12 protein-coding genes are annotated in these 15,717 nt (G+C 68.9%); 7 read left to right on the forward strand and 5 right to left on the reverse strand.

Going from position 1 to position 15,717, the window contains the following annotated elements; genetic code table 11:
• Window positions 1–51 precede the first annotated feature (51 nt).
• Window positions 52–939 (forward strand): hypothetical protein, encoded by an 888-nt coding sequence (locus tag OG976_RS19345; protein WP_328352222.1) that lies wholly within the window; start codon window positions 52–54, stop codon window positions 937–939.
• A gap of 50 nt (window positions 940–989) precedes the next feature.
• Here the strand turns inward: OG976_RS19345 and OG976_RS19350 are convergent, their stop codons facing one another.
• Window positions 990–1,472 carry a gamma-glutamylcyclotransferase gene (locus tag OG976_RS19350; protein WP_328352225.1) on the reverse strand — a complete coding sequence of 161 codons (483 nt, stop codon included), beginning with the start codon at window positions 1,470–1,472 and terminating at the stop codon, window positions 990–992.
• Between the two features lie 134 nt (window positions 1,473–1,606).
• Between OG976_RS19350 and OG976_RS19355 the strand changes: the two genes are divergently transcribed.
• Genes OG976_RS19355 through OG976_RS19365 form a run of 3 tightly spaced genes read left to right on the forward strand, consistent with a single transcriptional unit; the run spans window position 1,607 to window position 5,634 of the window.
• Window positions 1,607–3,022 carry an NAD(P)H-quinone dehydrogenase gene (locus tag OG976_RS19355; RefSeq protein ID WP_328352228.1) on the forward strand — a complete coding sequence of 472 codons (1,416 nt, stop codon included), beginning with the start codon at window positions 1,607–1,609 and terminating at the stop codon, window positions 3,020–3,022.
• A gap of 9 nt (window positions 3,023–3,031) precedes the next feature.
• Entirely contained in the window at window positions 3,032–4,777 is a 1,746-nt protein-coding gene (locus OG976_RS19360) for a glycerol-3-phosphate dehydrogenase/oxidase (RefSeq protein ID WP_328352232.1), read from the forward strand.
• Window positions 4,774–5,634, forward strand: coding sequence for a pseudouridine synthase (locus tag OG976_RS19365; protein ID WP_328352237.1), 861 nt, complete (start codon window positions 4,774–4,776; stop codon window positions 5,632–5,634). Before OG976_RS19360 ends, OG976_RS19365 begins: the two co-directional genes overlap by 4 nt.
• Here OG976_RS19365 and OG976_RS19370 read toward each other — a convergent pair.
• Window positions 5,620–6,633 (reverse strand): AraC family transcriptional regulator, encoded by a 1,014-nt coding sequence (locus OG976_RS19370; protein ID WP_328352240.1) that lies wholly within the window; start codon window positions 6,631–6,633, stop codon window positions 5,620–5,622. The genes OG976_RS19365 and OG976_RS19370 overlap by 15 nt on opposite strands.
• Window positions 6,634–6,704: 71 nt before the next feature.
• On the opposite strand from OG976_RS19370, the gene OG976_RS19375 reads away from it, so the two are divergent.
• The 3 genes from OG976_RS19375 to OG976_RS19385 all read left to right on the forward strand — a co-directional run bounded on the left by OG976_RS19375 (window position 6,705) and on the right by OG976_RS19385 (window position 8,577).
• The gene (locus OG976_RS19375; protein WP_328352244.1) at window positions 6,705–7,577 is read left to right on the forward strand and encodes an alpha/beta fold hydrolase; all 873 of its coding nucleotides are present in this window, start codon (window positions 6,705–6,707) and stop codon (window positions 7,575–7,577) included.
• A 1-nt stretch (window position 7,578) separates the two neighbouring features.
• Window positions 7,579–7,959, forward strand: a complete 381-nt coding sequence (locus tag OG976_RS19380; protein WP_328352247.1) for a DUF1330 domain-containing protein — start codon at window positions 7,579–7,581, stop codon at window positions 7,957–7,959.
• A gap of 72 nt (window positions 7,960–8,031) precedes the next feature.
• A complete protein-coding gene (locus tag OG976_RS19385) occupies window positions 8,032–8,577 on the forward strand; it encodes a DUF1269 domain-containing protein (RefSeq protein ID WP_328352250.1) in 546 nt (181 codons plus the stop codon).
• Here the strand turns inward: OG976_RS19385 and nei2 are convergent.
• The 3 genes from nei2 to OG976_RS19400 form a co-directional block, all read right to left on the reverse strand.
• Entirely contained in the window at window positions 8,546–9,319 is a 774-nt protein-coding gene (gene nei2 / locus OG976_RS19390; RefSeq protein WP_328352253.1) for an endonuclease VIII Nei2, read from the reverse strand. The genes OG976_RS19385 and nei2 overlap by 32 nt on opposite strands.
• Window positions 9,320–9,328: 9 nt before the next feature.
• Window positions 9,329–10,732 (reverse strand): HNH endonuclease signature motif containing protein, encoded by a 1,404-nt coding sequence (locus OG976_RS19395; protein ID WP_328352256.1) that lies wholly within the window; start codon window positions 10,730–10,732, stop codon window positions 9,329–9,331.
• Between the two features lie 439 nt (window positions 10,733–11,171).
• Window positions 11,172–15,683 (reverse strand): ATP-dependent helicase, encoded by a 4,512-nt coding sequence (locus OG976_RS19400; RefSeq protein WP_328363774.1) that lies wholly within the window; start codon window positions 15,681–15,683, stop codon window positions 11,172–11,174.
• Window positions 15,684–15,717: the final 34 nt, after the last annotated feature.

A 15,717-nucleotide genomic window follows, 5' to 3' on the forward strand; every position in this document is an offset into this window, starting at 1 on the left:
ATCCACAGGGGTGACTTTCCGGGGCTGCGTCGAGGTTGCAGCATCGGCCGCGTGGATGACGATCTTGCCGCCCTCTTCGACAGTCAGGGCGGGGTGGCGACAACTGCGCAGATTCTTGCCCTCGTCAGCCGGCGTCAACTCGAGATGATGTTGGAATGCGCTGCGGTAGAACGCCTATGGCGGGGAGTGTTCTGCCGCGGAGCCACCGACGATCAGCTTCGGCTTAGGGGTCTCGATCTCCTGTGTGGTGAGAAGGTGGCTATCTGCATGGCCACTGCGGCGTCCGCCTACGGGTTCGACGTCCAAGGCGCTCCCGATCTCCACGTACTCAACCCCGTTGGGCGGCAGCTACGACCCGCCGAGGGTCTGATCGTGCACCGACGGGACGGAGCCCCGCTGGTCGAAGTGTCCGGCCGACCTGCCACCGCCCCGGCGTGGACTGCTGTCGAGGTGGCGTGCGCGTTGCGCCGCCCGCGGACGCTGGCCGTACTTGATGCCGCCCTGCGCTCTGGGCGTTGCGACCTGGCGGGACTGTCCCAGGCTGTGCTCGCGCAGCGGGGACGACGGGGCATCGTCGCGGTCCGGGAGCTCCTGCCGCTAGCCGACCCTCGAGCGGAGTCCCCGATGGAAAGCGAGGCCCGGTTGGTGATGATTGACGGCGGTTTGCCTTCTCCGGTCCTGCAATACGAACTCCTCGACTCGCGGGGCAGATTGCGCAGACTCGACTTCGCGTGGCCGCGGTACAGGGTTGCTGCCGAGTACGACAGCAGTCAGTGGCACCTGGGCGCGGAAGCTCTTCGGCGGGACCGCGAGAAGCTGGCCGCCCTGCAGGACCTGGGCTGGATTTCCGTGCCGATCGTCGTCGACGACGTGCGTCGCCGGCCGCGGGCTCTGGTTGAACGCATTCACGCACATCTTCTTGCGCGCAAGTGTGCGTGAAGTGCGCGCTGCGACGGCGTGTCGGTGTACCGACACGCACGCTCGCGGGCCTAGCCGCCGCCGTGGCCCGGCCCGATATTGCGGGCGGGGCGGGTACGAAGGTGGTGGACGTACTCGTCCGGAGCGCCGGCGATCTCGGCCGCGTCGGCCATCACCCCGAGGTAGCGCGCCGAGGGCAGGCCGCCCTCCCAGGCGTCCACCACGTACAGCCATGCCAGCACGGGATCGGTTGTGGTGTCCGAGGATTCGCGATCGATGCGGCAGCGGATCTTTTTGTGGAAGCCCAGCTCGGAGCCTTCCCAGCGATCCAGGGTCTCCTCGTCGGCCGGCGTCATGTCGTAGAGCACCACGAACACGCTGGAGTCGGGGTCTTCGACGAGGGTGGCCAGGGCGCCCTCCCAGCCGATGTCCTCCCCGGCGAAGGTCAGGCGCCACCCGTGCAGCCAGCCCGTACCCGCCATCGGGGAATGCGGTGCCCGCTCCAGCATCTGCTCTGGATGCATGTTGGATCCGTAAGCGGCGTACAGCGGCACGGGGGCAAGCCTAAAGGGTCCGGCGGGCAGGAGCGCAGCGACTCGGGGAATAGGTCCGGCGGGCAGGAGCGCAGCGACTCGGGGAATAGGTCCGAGACACCAGAGCGCACCGACTCCGGTGATTAGATATCTGCGTGACGACGCGGATCGTGATCATCGGTGGGGGACCGGCAGGCTACGAGGCTGCGCTGGTGGCCGCGGGCCGCGGCAAGGACGTCGCCGAGGTCACCGTCGTCGACTGCGACGGCATCGGCGGCGCCTGCGTGCTGTTCGACTGCGTGCCCTCCAAGACCTTCATCGCCTCCACCGGCGTGCGCACTGAGCTGCGACGAGCCGCCGGACTGGGCTTCGACATCAGCATCGACGACGCCAAGATCTCACTGCCCCAGATCAACAACCGGGTCAAGACCCTGGCCCGCTCGCAGTCCGCCGACATCGGCACCCAGCTGCTGCGGGAGAAGGTCAACGTCGTCGCCGGCCGCGGTGAGCTGATCGACGACGTACCCGGCATGGCGCACCACCGTGTGAGAGTCACCACATCCGACGGGAAGGTCGGCGTCCTCAAGGCCGACGTGGTGCTCATCGCCACCGGCGCGAGCCCCCGCGTGCTGCCCAGCGCGGTGCCCGACGGGGAGCGAATCCTGACCTGGCGGCAGCTCTACGACCTTCAGGATCTGCCGAAGCATCTGGTGATCGTCGGCTCGGGTGTCACCGGGGCCGAGTTCTGCAACGCCTACACCGAACTCGGTGTGGACGTCACCGTGGTGGCCAGCCGCGACCAGATCCTGCCGCACGAGGACAGCGACGCCGCCGCCGTGCTGGAGGAGACGTTCGCCGAGCGCGGCGTGACGCTGGTGAAGAACGCGCGAGCCGATTCGGTGCTGCGGACCTCCGACGGCGTGCGGGTGACGATGGCCGACGGTCGCACGGTCGACGGGAGCCACGCCCTGATGACGGTGGGCTCGGTGCCCAACACCGGCGGACTGGGCCTCGAGCGGGTGGGTATCGAACTCGGCCCGGGCAATTACATTCCGGTCGACCGGGTCTCACGGACGTCAGCGGCGGGCATCTACGCCGCAGGCGACTGCACGGGCCTGCTGCCGCTGGCCTCGGTCGCGGCGATGCAGGGCCGTATCGCGATGTACCACGCACTCGGCGAGGGGGTGTCCCCGATCCGGCTGCGCACCGTCGCCTCGGCGACGTTCACCCGCCCGGAGATCGCCGCGGTCGGGGTGCCGCAGTCGGCGATCGACGACGGCACCGTGCCCGCCCGCACCCTGATGTTGCCGCTGACCACCAACGCCAGGGCCAAGATGTCGCTGCTGCGCCGCGGCTTCGTCAAGATCTTCTGCCGGCCCGCCACCGGCGTGGTGATCGGCGGCGTCGTGGTGGCGCCGATCGCCTCGGAACTGATCCTGCCGATCGCCCTGGCGGTGCAAAACCGCATCTCGGTGACCGACCTGGCCCAGACGCTGTCGGTGTACCCGTCGCTGTCCGGCTCGATCGTCGAGGCCGCGCGGCGGCTGATGGCCCACGACGATCTCGACTAGCCTGGGCTCATGAGCGACCCGATCCTTCGACCGGGCAATGCCCAGACCGCCCTCGGGCCGTCGGAACGTGCACTGGCCTGGGAACGCCTGGGTAGCGAACAGTTCGACGTCATCGTCATCGGTGGTGGAGTCGTCGGCGCCGGCTGTGCCCTGGATGCTGCAACCCGCGGGCTGAAGGTGGCACTGGTCGAGGCCCGTGATTTCGCCTCGGGCACCTCCAGCCGGAGTTCGAAGATGTTCCACGGTGGTCTGCGCTACCTCGAACAGCTGGAGTTCGGCCTGGTGCGCGAGGCGCTGCACGAGCGCGAGCTGTCGCTGACCACGCTGGCCCCACATCTGGTCAAGCCCCTGCCATTCCTGTTCCCGTTGACCAAGCGGGTCTGGGAGCGGCCCTACATCGCCGCGGGCATCTTCCTCTACGACCAGCTCGGCGGCTCGAAATCCGTTCCGGCGCAAAAGCATCTGACCAAATCCGGTGCCCTGCGCCTGGCGCCCGGACTCAAGCGCAGCTCGTTGATCGGCGGCATCCGCTACTTCGACACCGTCGTCGACGACGCCCGCCACACCATGACCGTCGCCCGTACCGCCGCCCACTACGGCGCGGTGGTGCGCACCTCCACCCAGGTGGTCTCGCTGCTGCGGGAGGGCGACCGGGTGGTCGGGGCGTCGATCCGCGACTCCGAGGACGGCGCGGTCACCGAGGTGCGCGGGCACGTGGTGATCAATGCCACCGGGGTGTGGACCGACGAAGTCCAGGCATTGAGCAAGGAACGCGGCCGATTCCGGGTGCGCGCCTCCAAGGGCGTGCACATCGTGGTGCCGCGCGACCGGATCGTCTCCGAGGTGGCGATCATCCTGCGCACCGAGAAGTCGGTGCTGTTCGTCATCCCGTGGGGCACCCACTGGATCATCGGGACCACCGACACCGACTGGAACCTCGACCTGGCTCACCCCGCGGCCACCAAGGTCGACATCGACTACATCCTCAACACTGTCAACACCGTGCTGGCCACCCCGCTCACCCACGACGACATCGACGGGGTGTACGCGGGCCTTCGCCCGCTGCTGGCCGGTGAGAGCGAGGAGACCTCGAAGCTGTCCCGCGAGCATGCGGTGGCGGTGCCCTCACCGGGGCTGGTGGCCATCGCGGGCGGCAAGTACACCACGTACCGGGTGATGGCCGAGGACGCCGTGGACGCCGCCGCCGAGTACATCCCGACCCGGGTGGCGCCGTCGATCACCGAGAAGGTGCCGCTGATGGGCGCCGACGGCTACTTCGCGCTGGTCAACCAGACCCAGAGCGTCGGTGCCGGCTACGGGTTGCACCCCTACCGGGTGCGCCATCTACTGGATCGCTACGGCTCGCTGATCGGGGATATGCTGCAGCTCGCGGTGGCCCGCCCGGAGCTGCTCGAGCCGATCACCGACGCCCCGGTGTACCTGAAGGTCGAGGCTGCCTACGCGGCGGCCGCCGAGGGGGCGCTGCACCTGGAGGACATCCTGGCCCGCCGGATGCGGATCTCGATCGAGTACCCGCACCGCGGGGTGGACTGCGCGGCCGAGGTCGCCGGCATCGTCGCCCCGATCCTGGGCTGGAGTGACGCCGACTGCGCCCGCGAGGTGGCGACCTACCTGGCGCGGGTGGAGGCCGAGGTGCTGTCGCAGGCCCAGCCCGACGACGAGTCGGCCGACGCGCTGCGCGCCTCGGCGCCGGAGGCCCGCGCGGAGATTCTCGAACCGGTGCCGTTGGTGTGAGCCGTCGTCCACCGCCGCTGCCGGTGCGCGACGGTCTGGGGCCGGCGCGGTTGCGGCTGCAGGGCGGCAATGTGGCCGACGAGTTCGAGCGGCGGTTCGGCCCGGACGGACGGGCCAAGGTTGTTGCCGGTGAGGTGGTCGACCCCGACGGCGCGGTGATCGACACGACGACGACCCTGCCGCCCGGCGCGCACGTGTTCCTCTATCGGGACCTGCCCGACGAAGTGACGGTGCCCTTCGAGATTCCGGTGCTGTACCGCGACGACGACATCGTCGTGGTCGACAAGCCCCATTTCCTGGCCACGATGCCGCGCGGCGGGCACGTCGCGCAGACCGCGCTGGTGCGGCTGCGTCGCGAGCTCGATCTGCCTGAACTGAGCCCGGCGCACCGGCTGGACCGGCTGACGGCCGGGGTGCTGATGTTCACCGTGCGCCGCGAGGTGCGCGGTGCCTATCAGAGCCTGTTCGCCCAGGGGCTGGTGCGCAAGACCTACCTGGCGCGCTCCGCGGGGTTGTCGACCGTCGGGTTCCCCGTACTGTTACGGAGCCGAATCATCAAGCGCCGTGGCCACTTCCAGGCCGTCGAGGAGCCCGGCGAGCCCAATGCCGAAACGTTGATCGAGGCGCTCGGCGACGGGCTCTACCGGCTGACACCCCGCACCGGGCGCACACACCAACTGCGGGTGCACATGGCCTCACTGGGCCTGCCGATCGACAACGATCCGCTGTATCCCGAGGTGATCGACGTGGCCGCCGACGACTTCTCGGCACCGTTGCAGCTGCTGGCGCAGCGGTTGGAGTTCGACGACCCGCTCAGCGGAGAGCGGCGCAGCTTCTGCAGTTCAGCTGTCCTGTAACTGTTTACGGTAGGCCGCCGGTCCGCCGCCGAACCACCGGTGGCAGCTGCGGGTGAGCACACTCTGCTCGGCGTAGCCCAGTTCGCGGGCCAAGTGCGCCAACGTCATTCGGCTGTCACGCAGATACCGCTCGGCCAGTTCGCGGCGGACCGTGTCCACGATCGCTGCGAAGGTGGTGTCGTCGGCGGCCAACCGGCGCTGTAATGCCTTGGGGTGCATGTTGAGCTGCTCGGCGACCAGGTCCAGCGTGACGGTGCCGCTGGGCAGCAGCTGGCGCACCAGCGTCGCGACCGATGCCACGGTGCGCGGCTCGGCGGTGGTGATGGTGCTCAGGTAGCCGACCACAGCGTCATGCGCCAGCTTGTCGCGCCGAAGCGGGCGAGACAGGTCCGCGGTCCGGATGGTGAAGCCCATCTTGAAACCCGTTGTGCGCTCGTCGAATACCGGTCGGCAGCCGAAGTAGTACCAGTAGTCTTCGACGGCGGTCAGCGGTTCGTGCGGGATGTGCACCGCGAGCGGGGAGTGCTGGTTGCCGAGCAGGAATCGCAGCACTCGAAGCGTGACACCCAGCGACAGCTCGTTGCCCTGCGGATGCAGCGGCAGGTCGCGGCCGACCATCAGGTATTCGATGAAGGTGCATTCCCGGTCGTCGGTCGTCGTGGTGCGCAGGCTGATCGCCGGGCTGTAGGCGGACAGGAAGTTCTCGAAGATGCGCAGCGCGTCGGCGACCGTGGCGGCGGTGCGGGCGGCCACGCCGACCGGGCCCAGGATCTCGATGCCCTGCAGCTGTGCCAACCGGCGGCCGAAGTCCGCGGTGTTCGTCGCGGCGGCAGCCGACTCGATGGCCACCGCGACCCGCGGCAGCGGCACGAACACGTCGTGGCGGCCGACGGCAGCTGGTTCCAGCCCGGCAGCCCTCAGCAGCGCGACCGGATCACCGCCGAGTTGGCTGACCAGGTTCGGATAGTTCGACAGCGACGTGCCGCGCACAATCGACATGTCCTCAAATGTCAAGTTTTGGTCGCCGAATGTCAAGGCCCCCGCCCTCGGCGTGGGGCACCATGGCTGGCATGACGGCGATCACAACCCGGCGAATCACCGTCGACGGACTTACCACGTCGGTGCTGGTCGGCGGCCACGGAGAGCCGCGGGAAGCGGTGGTGTTCGTGCACGGCAACCCCGATGCCGGCGCCGACTGGATGCCGCTGATGGTGCGGGTCGCCGAGTTCGCCCACGTGGTGGCGCCGGACCTGCCCGGCTTCGGTGCCGCCGATGGGCGCCTCGACGGGGACTACACCGTCGCCGGCTACGCGCGGTTCCTCGATGGGGTCATCGGCCGGCTCGGCGTCGAGCGCGTTCACCTCGTCGCCCACGATTTCGGCGGCCCGTTCGCCTTGACCTGGGCCGCCGACCACCCCGAGCAGGTCGCCAGCATCGCGCTGCTCAACACCGGGGTGATGATCGGCTACCGCTGGCACCGGATGGCGCGGATCTGGCGCACACCATTGCTCGGTGAGCTGATGATGTGGCGGACCACCCTTGGCGTCGCCCGCGCGGTACTGGGCCGCGAGAACCCCGGGCTCTCCCGCGAGTGGGTCGACGCCATCGCCCGACACCTGGTGCCGGCCGAGACCAAGCGAGCGGTGCTCAAGCTCTACCGGTCGACCCGCACCGAGGACGTCGCGGCCTTGGCGCCGCGGCTGCGGATCCACGACCACGATGCGCTGGTGGTGTGGGGTGGCGCCGACGCATACCTTCCCGCCGAGCTGGCGTACCGCCAGACGCAGGCGTTTCCGCGCGCCGAGATCCACATCCTGCCCGGCGTCGGCCACTGGCCGTGGCTGGAACAGACCGACCAGGTCGCCGCGCATGTGCTGCCATTCCTGCGCCAGCGGATCGGCGCCCCACTGCCTGTCAATGATCAACCTGCTCAAGGAGATTGAAATGTCCAATGCCGTCGACGACCGTCCCGTCAACCTCAAGGCGTTCGCCAACCTGCCTGCCGATGCCCCGGTGGTGATGATCAACCTGCTCAAGTTCCATGAGGGCGACGGCCTGGAGCACTACCTGACCTACTCCCGCGAGGTGGTGCCGCACCTGGAGCGGGTCGGCGGCGTCGTCCGCTACGCGGGCACCACACCGCACAACGTCATCGGCGACGGCGAGCGGCCCTGGTGGGACGCGATCCTGGTGGTCGAGTACCCCTCGCCGCAGGCGTTCGTCGACATGGTGCTCGACCCGGACTACCAGAAGGTGCACGAACACCGCGCCGCCGCGCTGGAGCAGGGCGACCTGGTGGCCACGTCGCAGTGGATGCTCGGCTGAGGGCCGCAATGCCCTCGCGGGGGTGGCTTTAGGCCCCTATCGCAGTGGCGTGACCTGGGTCACTATGGAGCCATGGACGACGACCATGAGCTGATCCTGGTAGCCGCGTACGGCGATCTCGACCGTGCCCGAACCGATTTCCACGAGTTGGAGAAGCGGATCAAGCACGGCATGGAACTGCGCGCCGCAGTGCTGGTCACCAAGGACGCCGACGGCCAGCCCCATGCCGTCGAGGCCCAGAACCGGCACGGGCGGATCGGCGCGGGTGTCGGCGCCGGACTGGGCTTCCTGCTGGGCGTCTTCATCCCGCCGGTCGGCCTGGGTGTTCTGCTCGGCGGTGCGGCCGGCGCGCTCGTCGCATCCTTCGCCGAGCACGAACTGCGCATCGGCCTGCGTCACGAGATTGGTGAGGCCCTCGACACCAGCACCGGTGTGGTGATCGCCGTGGTCTACCCGAATGGCCGGGAACCGGTGGAGAAGACGTTGTATCGCGCCGCCAAGACCACCTCGCTGCGGATGGACAAGTCGACCGTCAACTCACTCGAGGACCAGGTGGCCAAGGTCATGGCGGAGATCGGTCACCCGATCACCGCTGGCACGCCGGACACCAGTAGGTAACCCGCTCGCCGGTGGCGTCGGCGGATTCTGCCCGCTGGATACGGGTTCCGCAGCGACGGCACGGCTGGCCCGCGCGGCCGTACACCCACAGCTCCTGACCGGATCTACTGTTGCCGGTGGTGGTGCGATTGACCCGTGATCGATTGACCCACAGCATGTCTCGAGCCCGATTCGCCACCCGCAGCGGATCTGTCAGGGTGCCGACGAGGCTGGTGGGCAGCCGGCCGAACACGAAACACAGTTCATTGCAGTAGACGTTGCCCACCCCGGCCAGGACACGCTGATCCAGCAGAGCGGCGGCGATCGGCCGGCCTGGGTCCGCGGCGAGATTCTCCGCGGCGAGTTTCGGGTCCCAGTCGGATCCCAGCAAGTCCGGGCCGAGGTGCGCGACGACATCGGTGTCGTGCTCGCGGTCGAGGATCTCCAGTATGCCCAGGTCGATGCCGAGGGCCTGAACATCGCCAGTTTCCAGGATGATTCGGATCTTGTAGGCCTGCCTGGCCGGGGTGCCCCTGGGCGTCACGCGCCAGCTGCCATCCATTTTCAGATGCGAATGGATGCTGGCCTGGCCCGCTCGGATGAACAGGTGCTTGCCGCGGCTGATCACTTCGTCAACGGTGTCACCGGTCAGGTTCACGGTGGCGTACTGCGGCACCCGGACATCGCAGCGGGTCAGCGCTTTGCCGACCAGCGCCTCGCGCAGGTTGGCGGCGGTACGGAAAACGGTGTCGCCCTCAGGCACTGCACCAGCTTAGAAGGGTGGCGGATCAGCGGCCGCGCGCGCCTCGTTGAGGTTGCGTTCCCATCGGATACGCGCCGCCCGGTCTTGCGCCCGGGTTCTTCGGCGGGTGGGCATCATGAGACCTCGGCCCGGGATGAGGGGTGTCGGGGTTGTGGGCGCCGTCAGCTCCTCCGTGGGTAGCGAGAGTTGCGGGAAGAACAGTGCCCCATGAGGTTTCGTGGTGTAGGTACGGCCGGTCGGGGACGTCCAGATGACCGTGCCGTCGGGCAACTGTTGGTCGGCCCACCCGCCAGGGCCACCGTAGAAGGTCTTCAGAAGATGGTGCGGCCGGCACAGAAGTTTGAGGTTCGAGGGGTGGGTCGGACCGAAGGGATAGGGCACGGTGTGGTCGATGTCGGCCACCTCGGCCGGCCGATCACAGCCAGGGAACCGGCACGTCAGGTCGCGGCAGCGGACGAATTCGGCCAAGGCGCGCGACGGCCGATAGCTCGCCTCCGCCTTGAGCTCCTTGCCACTCGTCACGGGCCGCAGCCGTGCCCGGGCGGCCCACGCCCGCACCGTGTCTGCGGGCACGGCGCCGAAACCGGAGACGAATCCTGCCGCGTTCCCCTTACCGGACACAGTCTCGGCTTCGGCAAGGAGATGGATGACGATCTGTCCGGTGTCGGCCGTGCTGGTCTGGGTGGCGGGGCAATCACTCGAGCCGCAACCGCAGGCCATCGTCGAGGCGCCCGCCGCCACCGCGGCCAGTGCGTCGGCCCGGCGTTGCCGCCGGGTCCGAGGATCATCGGAACACACCGTCGCGGCCAGTTGGTCCAGCCGGCGACTGAACAACGCCGCGTCGGGGGCGCGCACTGAACCCCAGAGCTGAGAAACGCCGTCCCGGGCCGGTCCGACTTCGACGTGACGATCATCGTCGGCATGGCGTTCGTTGCGTATTCCATCCGGATCTAGGTCTCGAACGAACCAGTCAATGATCTCGGTGATCTTGGCCCGGGACAGCGCATTCCACGTGTGCGCGTTGGTCGCGATGCGGTGGTCGATGCTGGCGAGAGCACCGTCATCGATGATCAGCCCGGTGCGGTGAAGCGCCGCCCGCACGATGTGAACCTCGACTTCACCAGCGGCGAAAACTACGGCGAGTTGCGGTAGCCGTTCGATGAGGTCCAGGCCGGTCTGCATCTGTGACGAGGCGCGATTGCGGCTGATCCCCAGTTCGGCGCCGACTTCGGCGGCCAGCACTTCCCAGTTGTCGATGCACCATTGCTCACGATTGTCGGTCCCGGATTCGCTGATGCGGCGCTGCGCCAGCCGCCCGGCCGCGAGAATCCGTTCGGCGACGGCAACCCGCTCGGCCCGCTGGGCGCGCTGCATGGTGTCGAGGAGAGCAGGCTCATCGAGGTCGTCGAACATGTGTTCGAGTATGCCACCGGGGTACGACAAGATTTGCCGATCAGGATCCTCGGCATGTGGAACCTGTCCACCAATAGGCGGACAGACTCGTCATCCCCTCGATGGCCCGGTTGGCCGATGTCTCGCGCACGACATTGCCCGACAGTGGCTCTGTCAATGTCTTGGATGAAGGAGAGCTCGACAATGAACGTACGTCGGACACACGTTGTCACCCTTGTTTGCGGCGCCCTGACCGCATGCTCGCTGCTCCTTGCCGGACCTGCGTCTGCGGATGCGGCCGGTAGCGGCGATGCCAGCGTTGGTGCCCCCAGCCACGCAGTAATCCAGGACAGCGGCGGTGTCCTGGATTGGATCGAGGCCACCAACCCGGGCTCCGGCGCTGTGTTCAACAATCAGGTCGATCACCACAACGTGAGTACGAGTGTGGATGGCCGGTAGCTCAGCGCAGCCGCAACCCGCGCGGAGTGCGGGAGAACCCGGCGGCCACCAGGGCATCGGCTGTCACGCGGCGATCGGGGTGTGCTGCGGCCTCCAGAACCGGCACACCGTCCAGCTTTTCGACCAGGACGCCACCGACCCGGCCACTGCCCACCAGTTCCGCCAGCGCCCCGGCGGCGGCGCGCTGCGCCTCCTCCTCGGGGCTGAAGTTCAGCAGCGAGCGTCCGCCGCGTTCCAGGAACCACACCAGCTCGCCGTCGACCAGCACCACCAGCGCGCCCGCTTTGCGGCCGGGCCGGTGTCCGGCGTCAGCATCCGCACGGCCCGGCCACGGCAGCGCGGCGCCGTACGGATTGGCCGGGTCGGCCGCCGCCAGTACGACGGCGTGGTAGTCGGGGCGTTCCTGATCGACGCTGTCGAGATAGGTGCGCAGCCGGTCCACGGTCGACGCGACGGCAAACTGGGCACCACCGAGGGACTCGACGAAGTACCCGCGCTGACAGCGGCCCGCCTCCTCGAATCCGCTGAGCACCTTGTAGAGCATCGCGAACCCGCCGGGCACGCCCTCAGTCGCCACCGCCCCCTTGGTCAGCACGCCGTAGCGGTTCAGCAGTAGCTCCGCTGAAAAGTGCGCCCGCAGAGTCGAATCCGGCTCCCGCGCGGGCAGCGCGGACCAGCGACCGGCCACCGTCGGGTCGGCGGCCCTACTCTGCGGATTGGCCACCGAGTAGCGGCTCAGCCGCGGCGTGCGGCGCTGCCGATGGGCTGGAGCGGCGGGCCGCCTCGCGCCGAGACGACGGCCGCCGGAAAGCAGCGCGCGCACCGGCGCGAACGTGTCGCCGGTGATCCAGCCGGCCCAGATCAGTTCCCACAGAGCAGTTTTGAACGCCTCATCCGAACCCTGCGCGAGCTGGCGGAAGAAGAACGCCCCGCGCGCCTCACCTGGTGAACCCAGCACGTCGAAGATCGCGCGATGGGTGTCGGTGAAGTCGATCTCGGCAGGCGCGGGCAGCGTCAACGGCGCGGTGTCGGCATGGTGGAACGCGATCCAGCCGTCACTGCCGGAGATTGATCCGGCACCCGACCAGGTGACCTCACCGGAGGCCAGCAACTCGTCGAGCATCGCCGGTTGGTAGTCCCGGACCCGCGGCCCGAACACCAACGGCTCCACCGCCGAGGCCGGGATGGGCACACCGGCGAGCTGGTCGATGACCGCCGCCAAGCCGTCCACCCCGGATGTCGCCGACCGGCCGACCTGCTGCCAGGCGGGCAGGAAGCGGGCGTAGGCACTGGTGCTGACCGGCTCCACCTGCGCACGCAGCGCAGCCAGCGAGCGGCGGCGAAGGATGCGCAGGACCTCGGCATCACACCATTGATCTGCCGCTGGGCCGGCGACGAACTCGCCACGAACAAGCTTGCCGTCCAACGCCATCCGGCCCAGCACGTCGGCCGCCACCCGAAGGCCCAGGCCGAACCGGCCGGCGGCCTCCGCGGTCGTGAACGGTCCCCGGGTGCGGGCGAACCGGCCCATCAGCTCGCCGAGGGGATCGGGCACCGTCTCGGTGAAGCTGGCCGGCACCCCGACCGGAACGGCCACCCCCACCGCGTCGCGCAGCCGGCCGATGTCCTCGATACCCACCCACCAGGACTGGCCGGCGTAAGACACCGGGAGCACCCGACGGGCGGCGTGCAGGCCAGAAAGCCAGCCGCCGACGTCGGTTGCCGTGCAGCGTTGTGCGACTTCATCTTCGGTCAGCGGGCCGAGGAGGCGCAGCAGGTCGGCCACGCCCTCGGCGTCGCGCGCCTTGCGGTCCTCCGACAGATGCTGAAGCTGGCGAGCTGTCGCCGCGATGATGTCCGGGTCGAGCAGTTCGCGTAGCTCGACGCGGCCGAGCAGTTCGGCGAGCAGGGAGCTGTCCAGCGACAGGGCCGCCGCCCGCCGCTCGGCCAGGGGGCTGTCGCCTTCGTACATGAACGCCCCGACATAGCCGAACAGCAGCGAGGCCGCGAACGGCGACGGTGTGGGCGTCTCGACTTCGACCAGACGCACCCGCCGCTGCGCGATCCGGCTCATGAGATCGGTCAGCGTCGGAACGTCGTAGACGTCCTGCAGGCATTCCCGCACCGTCTCCAGGACGATCGGGAAGTCGGGGTATTTCCTTGCCACGTCGAGCAATTGGGCCGCACGCTGACGCTGGTGCCATAACGGCGAGCGCTTGCCGGGGTGGCGTTTGGGTAGCAGCAGGGCACGGGCGGCGCATTCGCGGAATCGGGCGGCGAACAACGCCGAGCCGCCGACCTCGGTGGTCACCAGCGGTTCGATCTCGTCGGGTTCGAAGACGAACAGGTCCGCGCCGGGCGGGGTGTCCTCGGTGTCCGGTAGTCGCACCACGATGCCGTCGTCTGAGGCGGTCGGTTTCTCGTCGATGCCGTAGCGCTCCAGCAGTCGGCGGCTGACCGCCAGCGCCAGCGGGCCGTGCACCTTCAACCCGTAGGGCGAGTGCAGGATCACCCGCCAATCGCCCAACTCGTCGCGGAAGCGCTCCACGAGCAATGTGGTGTCGCTGGGCACGATCTTGGTGGCGTTGCGCTGGTCGTCGAGTAGCTGCCACAGGTTGTCGGTCGCGTAGTCGGCGAAACCCAGCTCTGCGCAGCGGCTTTCGAATTTCTCCCGATCGAGTCCGGCCAGCTCGCCGGTGAACCGGCCGACCGCCTGGCCCAGCTCGGCGGGGCGGCCCGCGTCGTCACCGCGCCAGAACGGCAGCCGGGCGGGCTGCCCCGGCGCCGGGATCACCAGCACGCGGTCGTGGGTGATCTCGGCGATGCGCCAGCTGGTGGCTCCCAGCGAGATCACGTCACCGGGCCGCGACTCGTACACCATCTCTTCATCGAGTTCGCCTACTCGGGAGGGCTTTTCAGAATCGGTGGCCAGATAGACGGTGAACATGCCGCGGTCGGGGATCGCTCCGCCGGACGTCACGGCCAGTCGCTGCGCGCCGGGGCGGGCGGTCAGCGTGCCGGTGTCGCGGTCGTAGACCAGCCGCGGGCGCAACTCGGCGAAATCGGTGGACGGATACTTGCCCGACAGCAGATCCAGCGTGGCCTCGAAGGCGCTGCGCGGCAACGTCGCGAACGGGGCGCTGCGGCGCACCACGTCGAACCATTCGTCGGCGCTGATCGGTTCCAGCGCGCAGGCCGCCACCGTGTGCTGGGCCAGGATGTCCAGCGGGTTGGTGGGCACCCGCATGGTCTCGATCTGGCCGGCGAGCATGCGTTGCACACTGACCGCGCAGCCGATCAGGTCGGTGCGGTGCTTCGGGAACAGCACGCCGCGGGAGATCTCGCCGACCTGGTGGCCGGCCCGGCCGATCCGTTGGAGCCCACTGGCCACCGAGGGCGGGGCCTCCACCTGGATCACCAGATCGACTGCGCCCATGTCGATGCCGAGTTCCAGGCTGGAGGTCGCCACCACAGCTTTCAGGCGTCCGGTCTTCAGATCGTCCTCGACGGCGGCGCGCTGCTCCTTGGACACCGAGCCGTGGTGCGCCCGGGCCAGCAGTGGGTCGGCACCGAAGGTCTGCCCACTGGCCATCACGTGGGCAGGCGGGCCGCCGGGCACCGCCCGATTGGGCGGACCCGCCAGTTCGATGCCGGAGCGTTCGGCGTGAATCTCGTTGATGCGCGACGTCAGTCGCTCGGCCAGACGCCGCGAATTGGCGAACACGATCGTCGAGTTGTGCGCTTCGATGAGGTCGACGATGCGCGCCTCGACGTCGGGCCAGATGGTGTTGTTCTCCAGATTGGCCATGTCGGGAACCGGCACCTGCACGGTGAGCTCGAACGTCTTGGCCGCCGGCGGCGCCACGATCGTCGTCGGGCGCGCCCCGGACAGGAACCGGGCCACTTCCTCGGGCGGGCGGACCGTGGCCGAGAGCCCGATGCGCTGCGCCGGCTTCTGCAGCAGCGCATCGAGGCGTTCCAGCGACAGCGCCAGGTGGGCGCCGCGCTTGGTGCCGGCCACCGCGTGCACCTCGTCGACGATCACCGTCTGCACTCCGGCGAGCGTCTCGCGGGCCGCCGAGGTCAGCATCAAGAACAGCGACTCCGGGGTGGTGATCAGGATGTCCGGCGGCCGGGTGATCAGCGCGCGGCGGGCGGCAGGAGGGGTGTCACCGGAGCGCACCCCGACGCTGATCTGCGGGGCCGGCACGCCCTCGCGTTCGGCGATGCGGGTGATCCCGGTCAGCGGCGTACGAAGATTGCGCTCGACGTCGACGGCGAGGGCCTTGAGCGGCGAGACGTAGAGCACCCGGGTGCCCTTGCCGGCCGGCTCGTGCGCCAACTGGTCGATCGCCCACAGGAACGCCGCGAGCGTCTTGCCCGATCCGGTCGGGGCGATGACCAGTGTGTTGTCCCCATCAGCGATGGCCGACCACGCCAGCGCCTGGGCCGGGGTGGGCTCGACGAACGTGCCCGCAAACCAACTCCGGGTCAGCGGACTGAACCGGGCCATCGGGTCGGCGGGACTCACGTCACCAGAGTGCCAG

It is taken from the genome of Mycobacterium sp. NBC_00419, from assembly GCF_036023875.1.
Lineage (GTDB): Bacteria > Actinomycetota > Actinomycetes > Mycobacteriales > Mycobacteriaceae > Mycobacterium.

Bases quoted from the DNA above. Each gene is read 5' to 3' on its own strand.
- OG976_RS19360 (WP_328352232.1), top strand. From the start codon at position 3,032: ATGAGCGACCCGATCCTTCGACCGGGCAATGCCCAGACCGCCCTCGGG.
- OG976_RS19400 (WP_328363774.1), bottom strand. From the start codon at position 15,683: ATGGCCCGGTTCAGTCCGCTGACCCGGAGTTGGTTTGCGGGCACGTTC.
- OG976_RS19385 (WP_328352250.1), top strand. From the start codon at position 8,032: ATGGACGACGACCATGAGCTGATCCTGGTAGCCGCGTACGGCGATCTC.
- OG976_RS19380 (WP_328352247.1), top strand. From the start codon at position 7,579: ATGTCCAATGCCGTCGACGACCGTCCCGTCAACCTCAAGGCGTTCGCC.
- OG976_RS19375 (WP_328352244.1), top strand. From the start codon at position 6,705: ATGACGGCGATCACAACCCGGCGAATCACCGTCGACGGACTTACCACG.
- OG976_RS19395 (WP_328352256.1), bottom strand. From the start codon at position 10,732: ATGTTCGACGACCTCGATGAGCCTGCTCTCCTCGACACCATGCAGCGC.
- OG976_RS19370 (WP_328352240.1), bottom strand. From the start codon at position 6,633: ATGTCGATTGTGCGCGGCACGTCGCTGTCGAACTATCCGAACCTGGTC.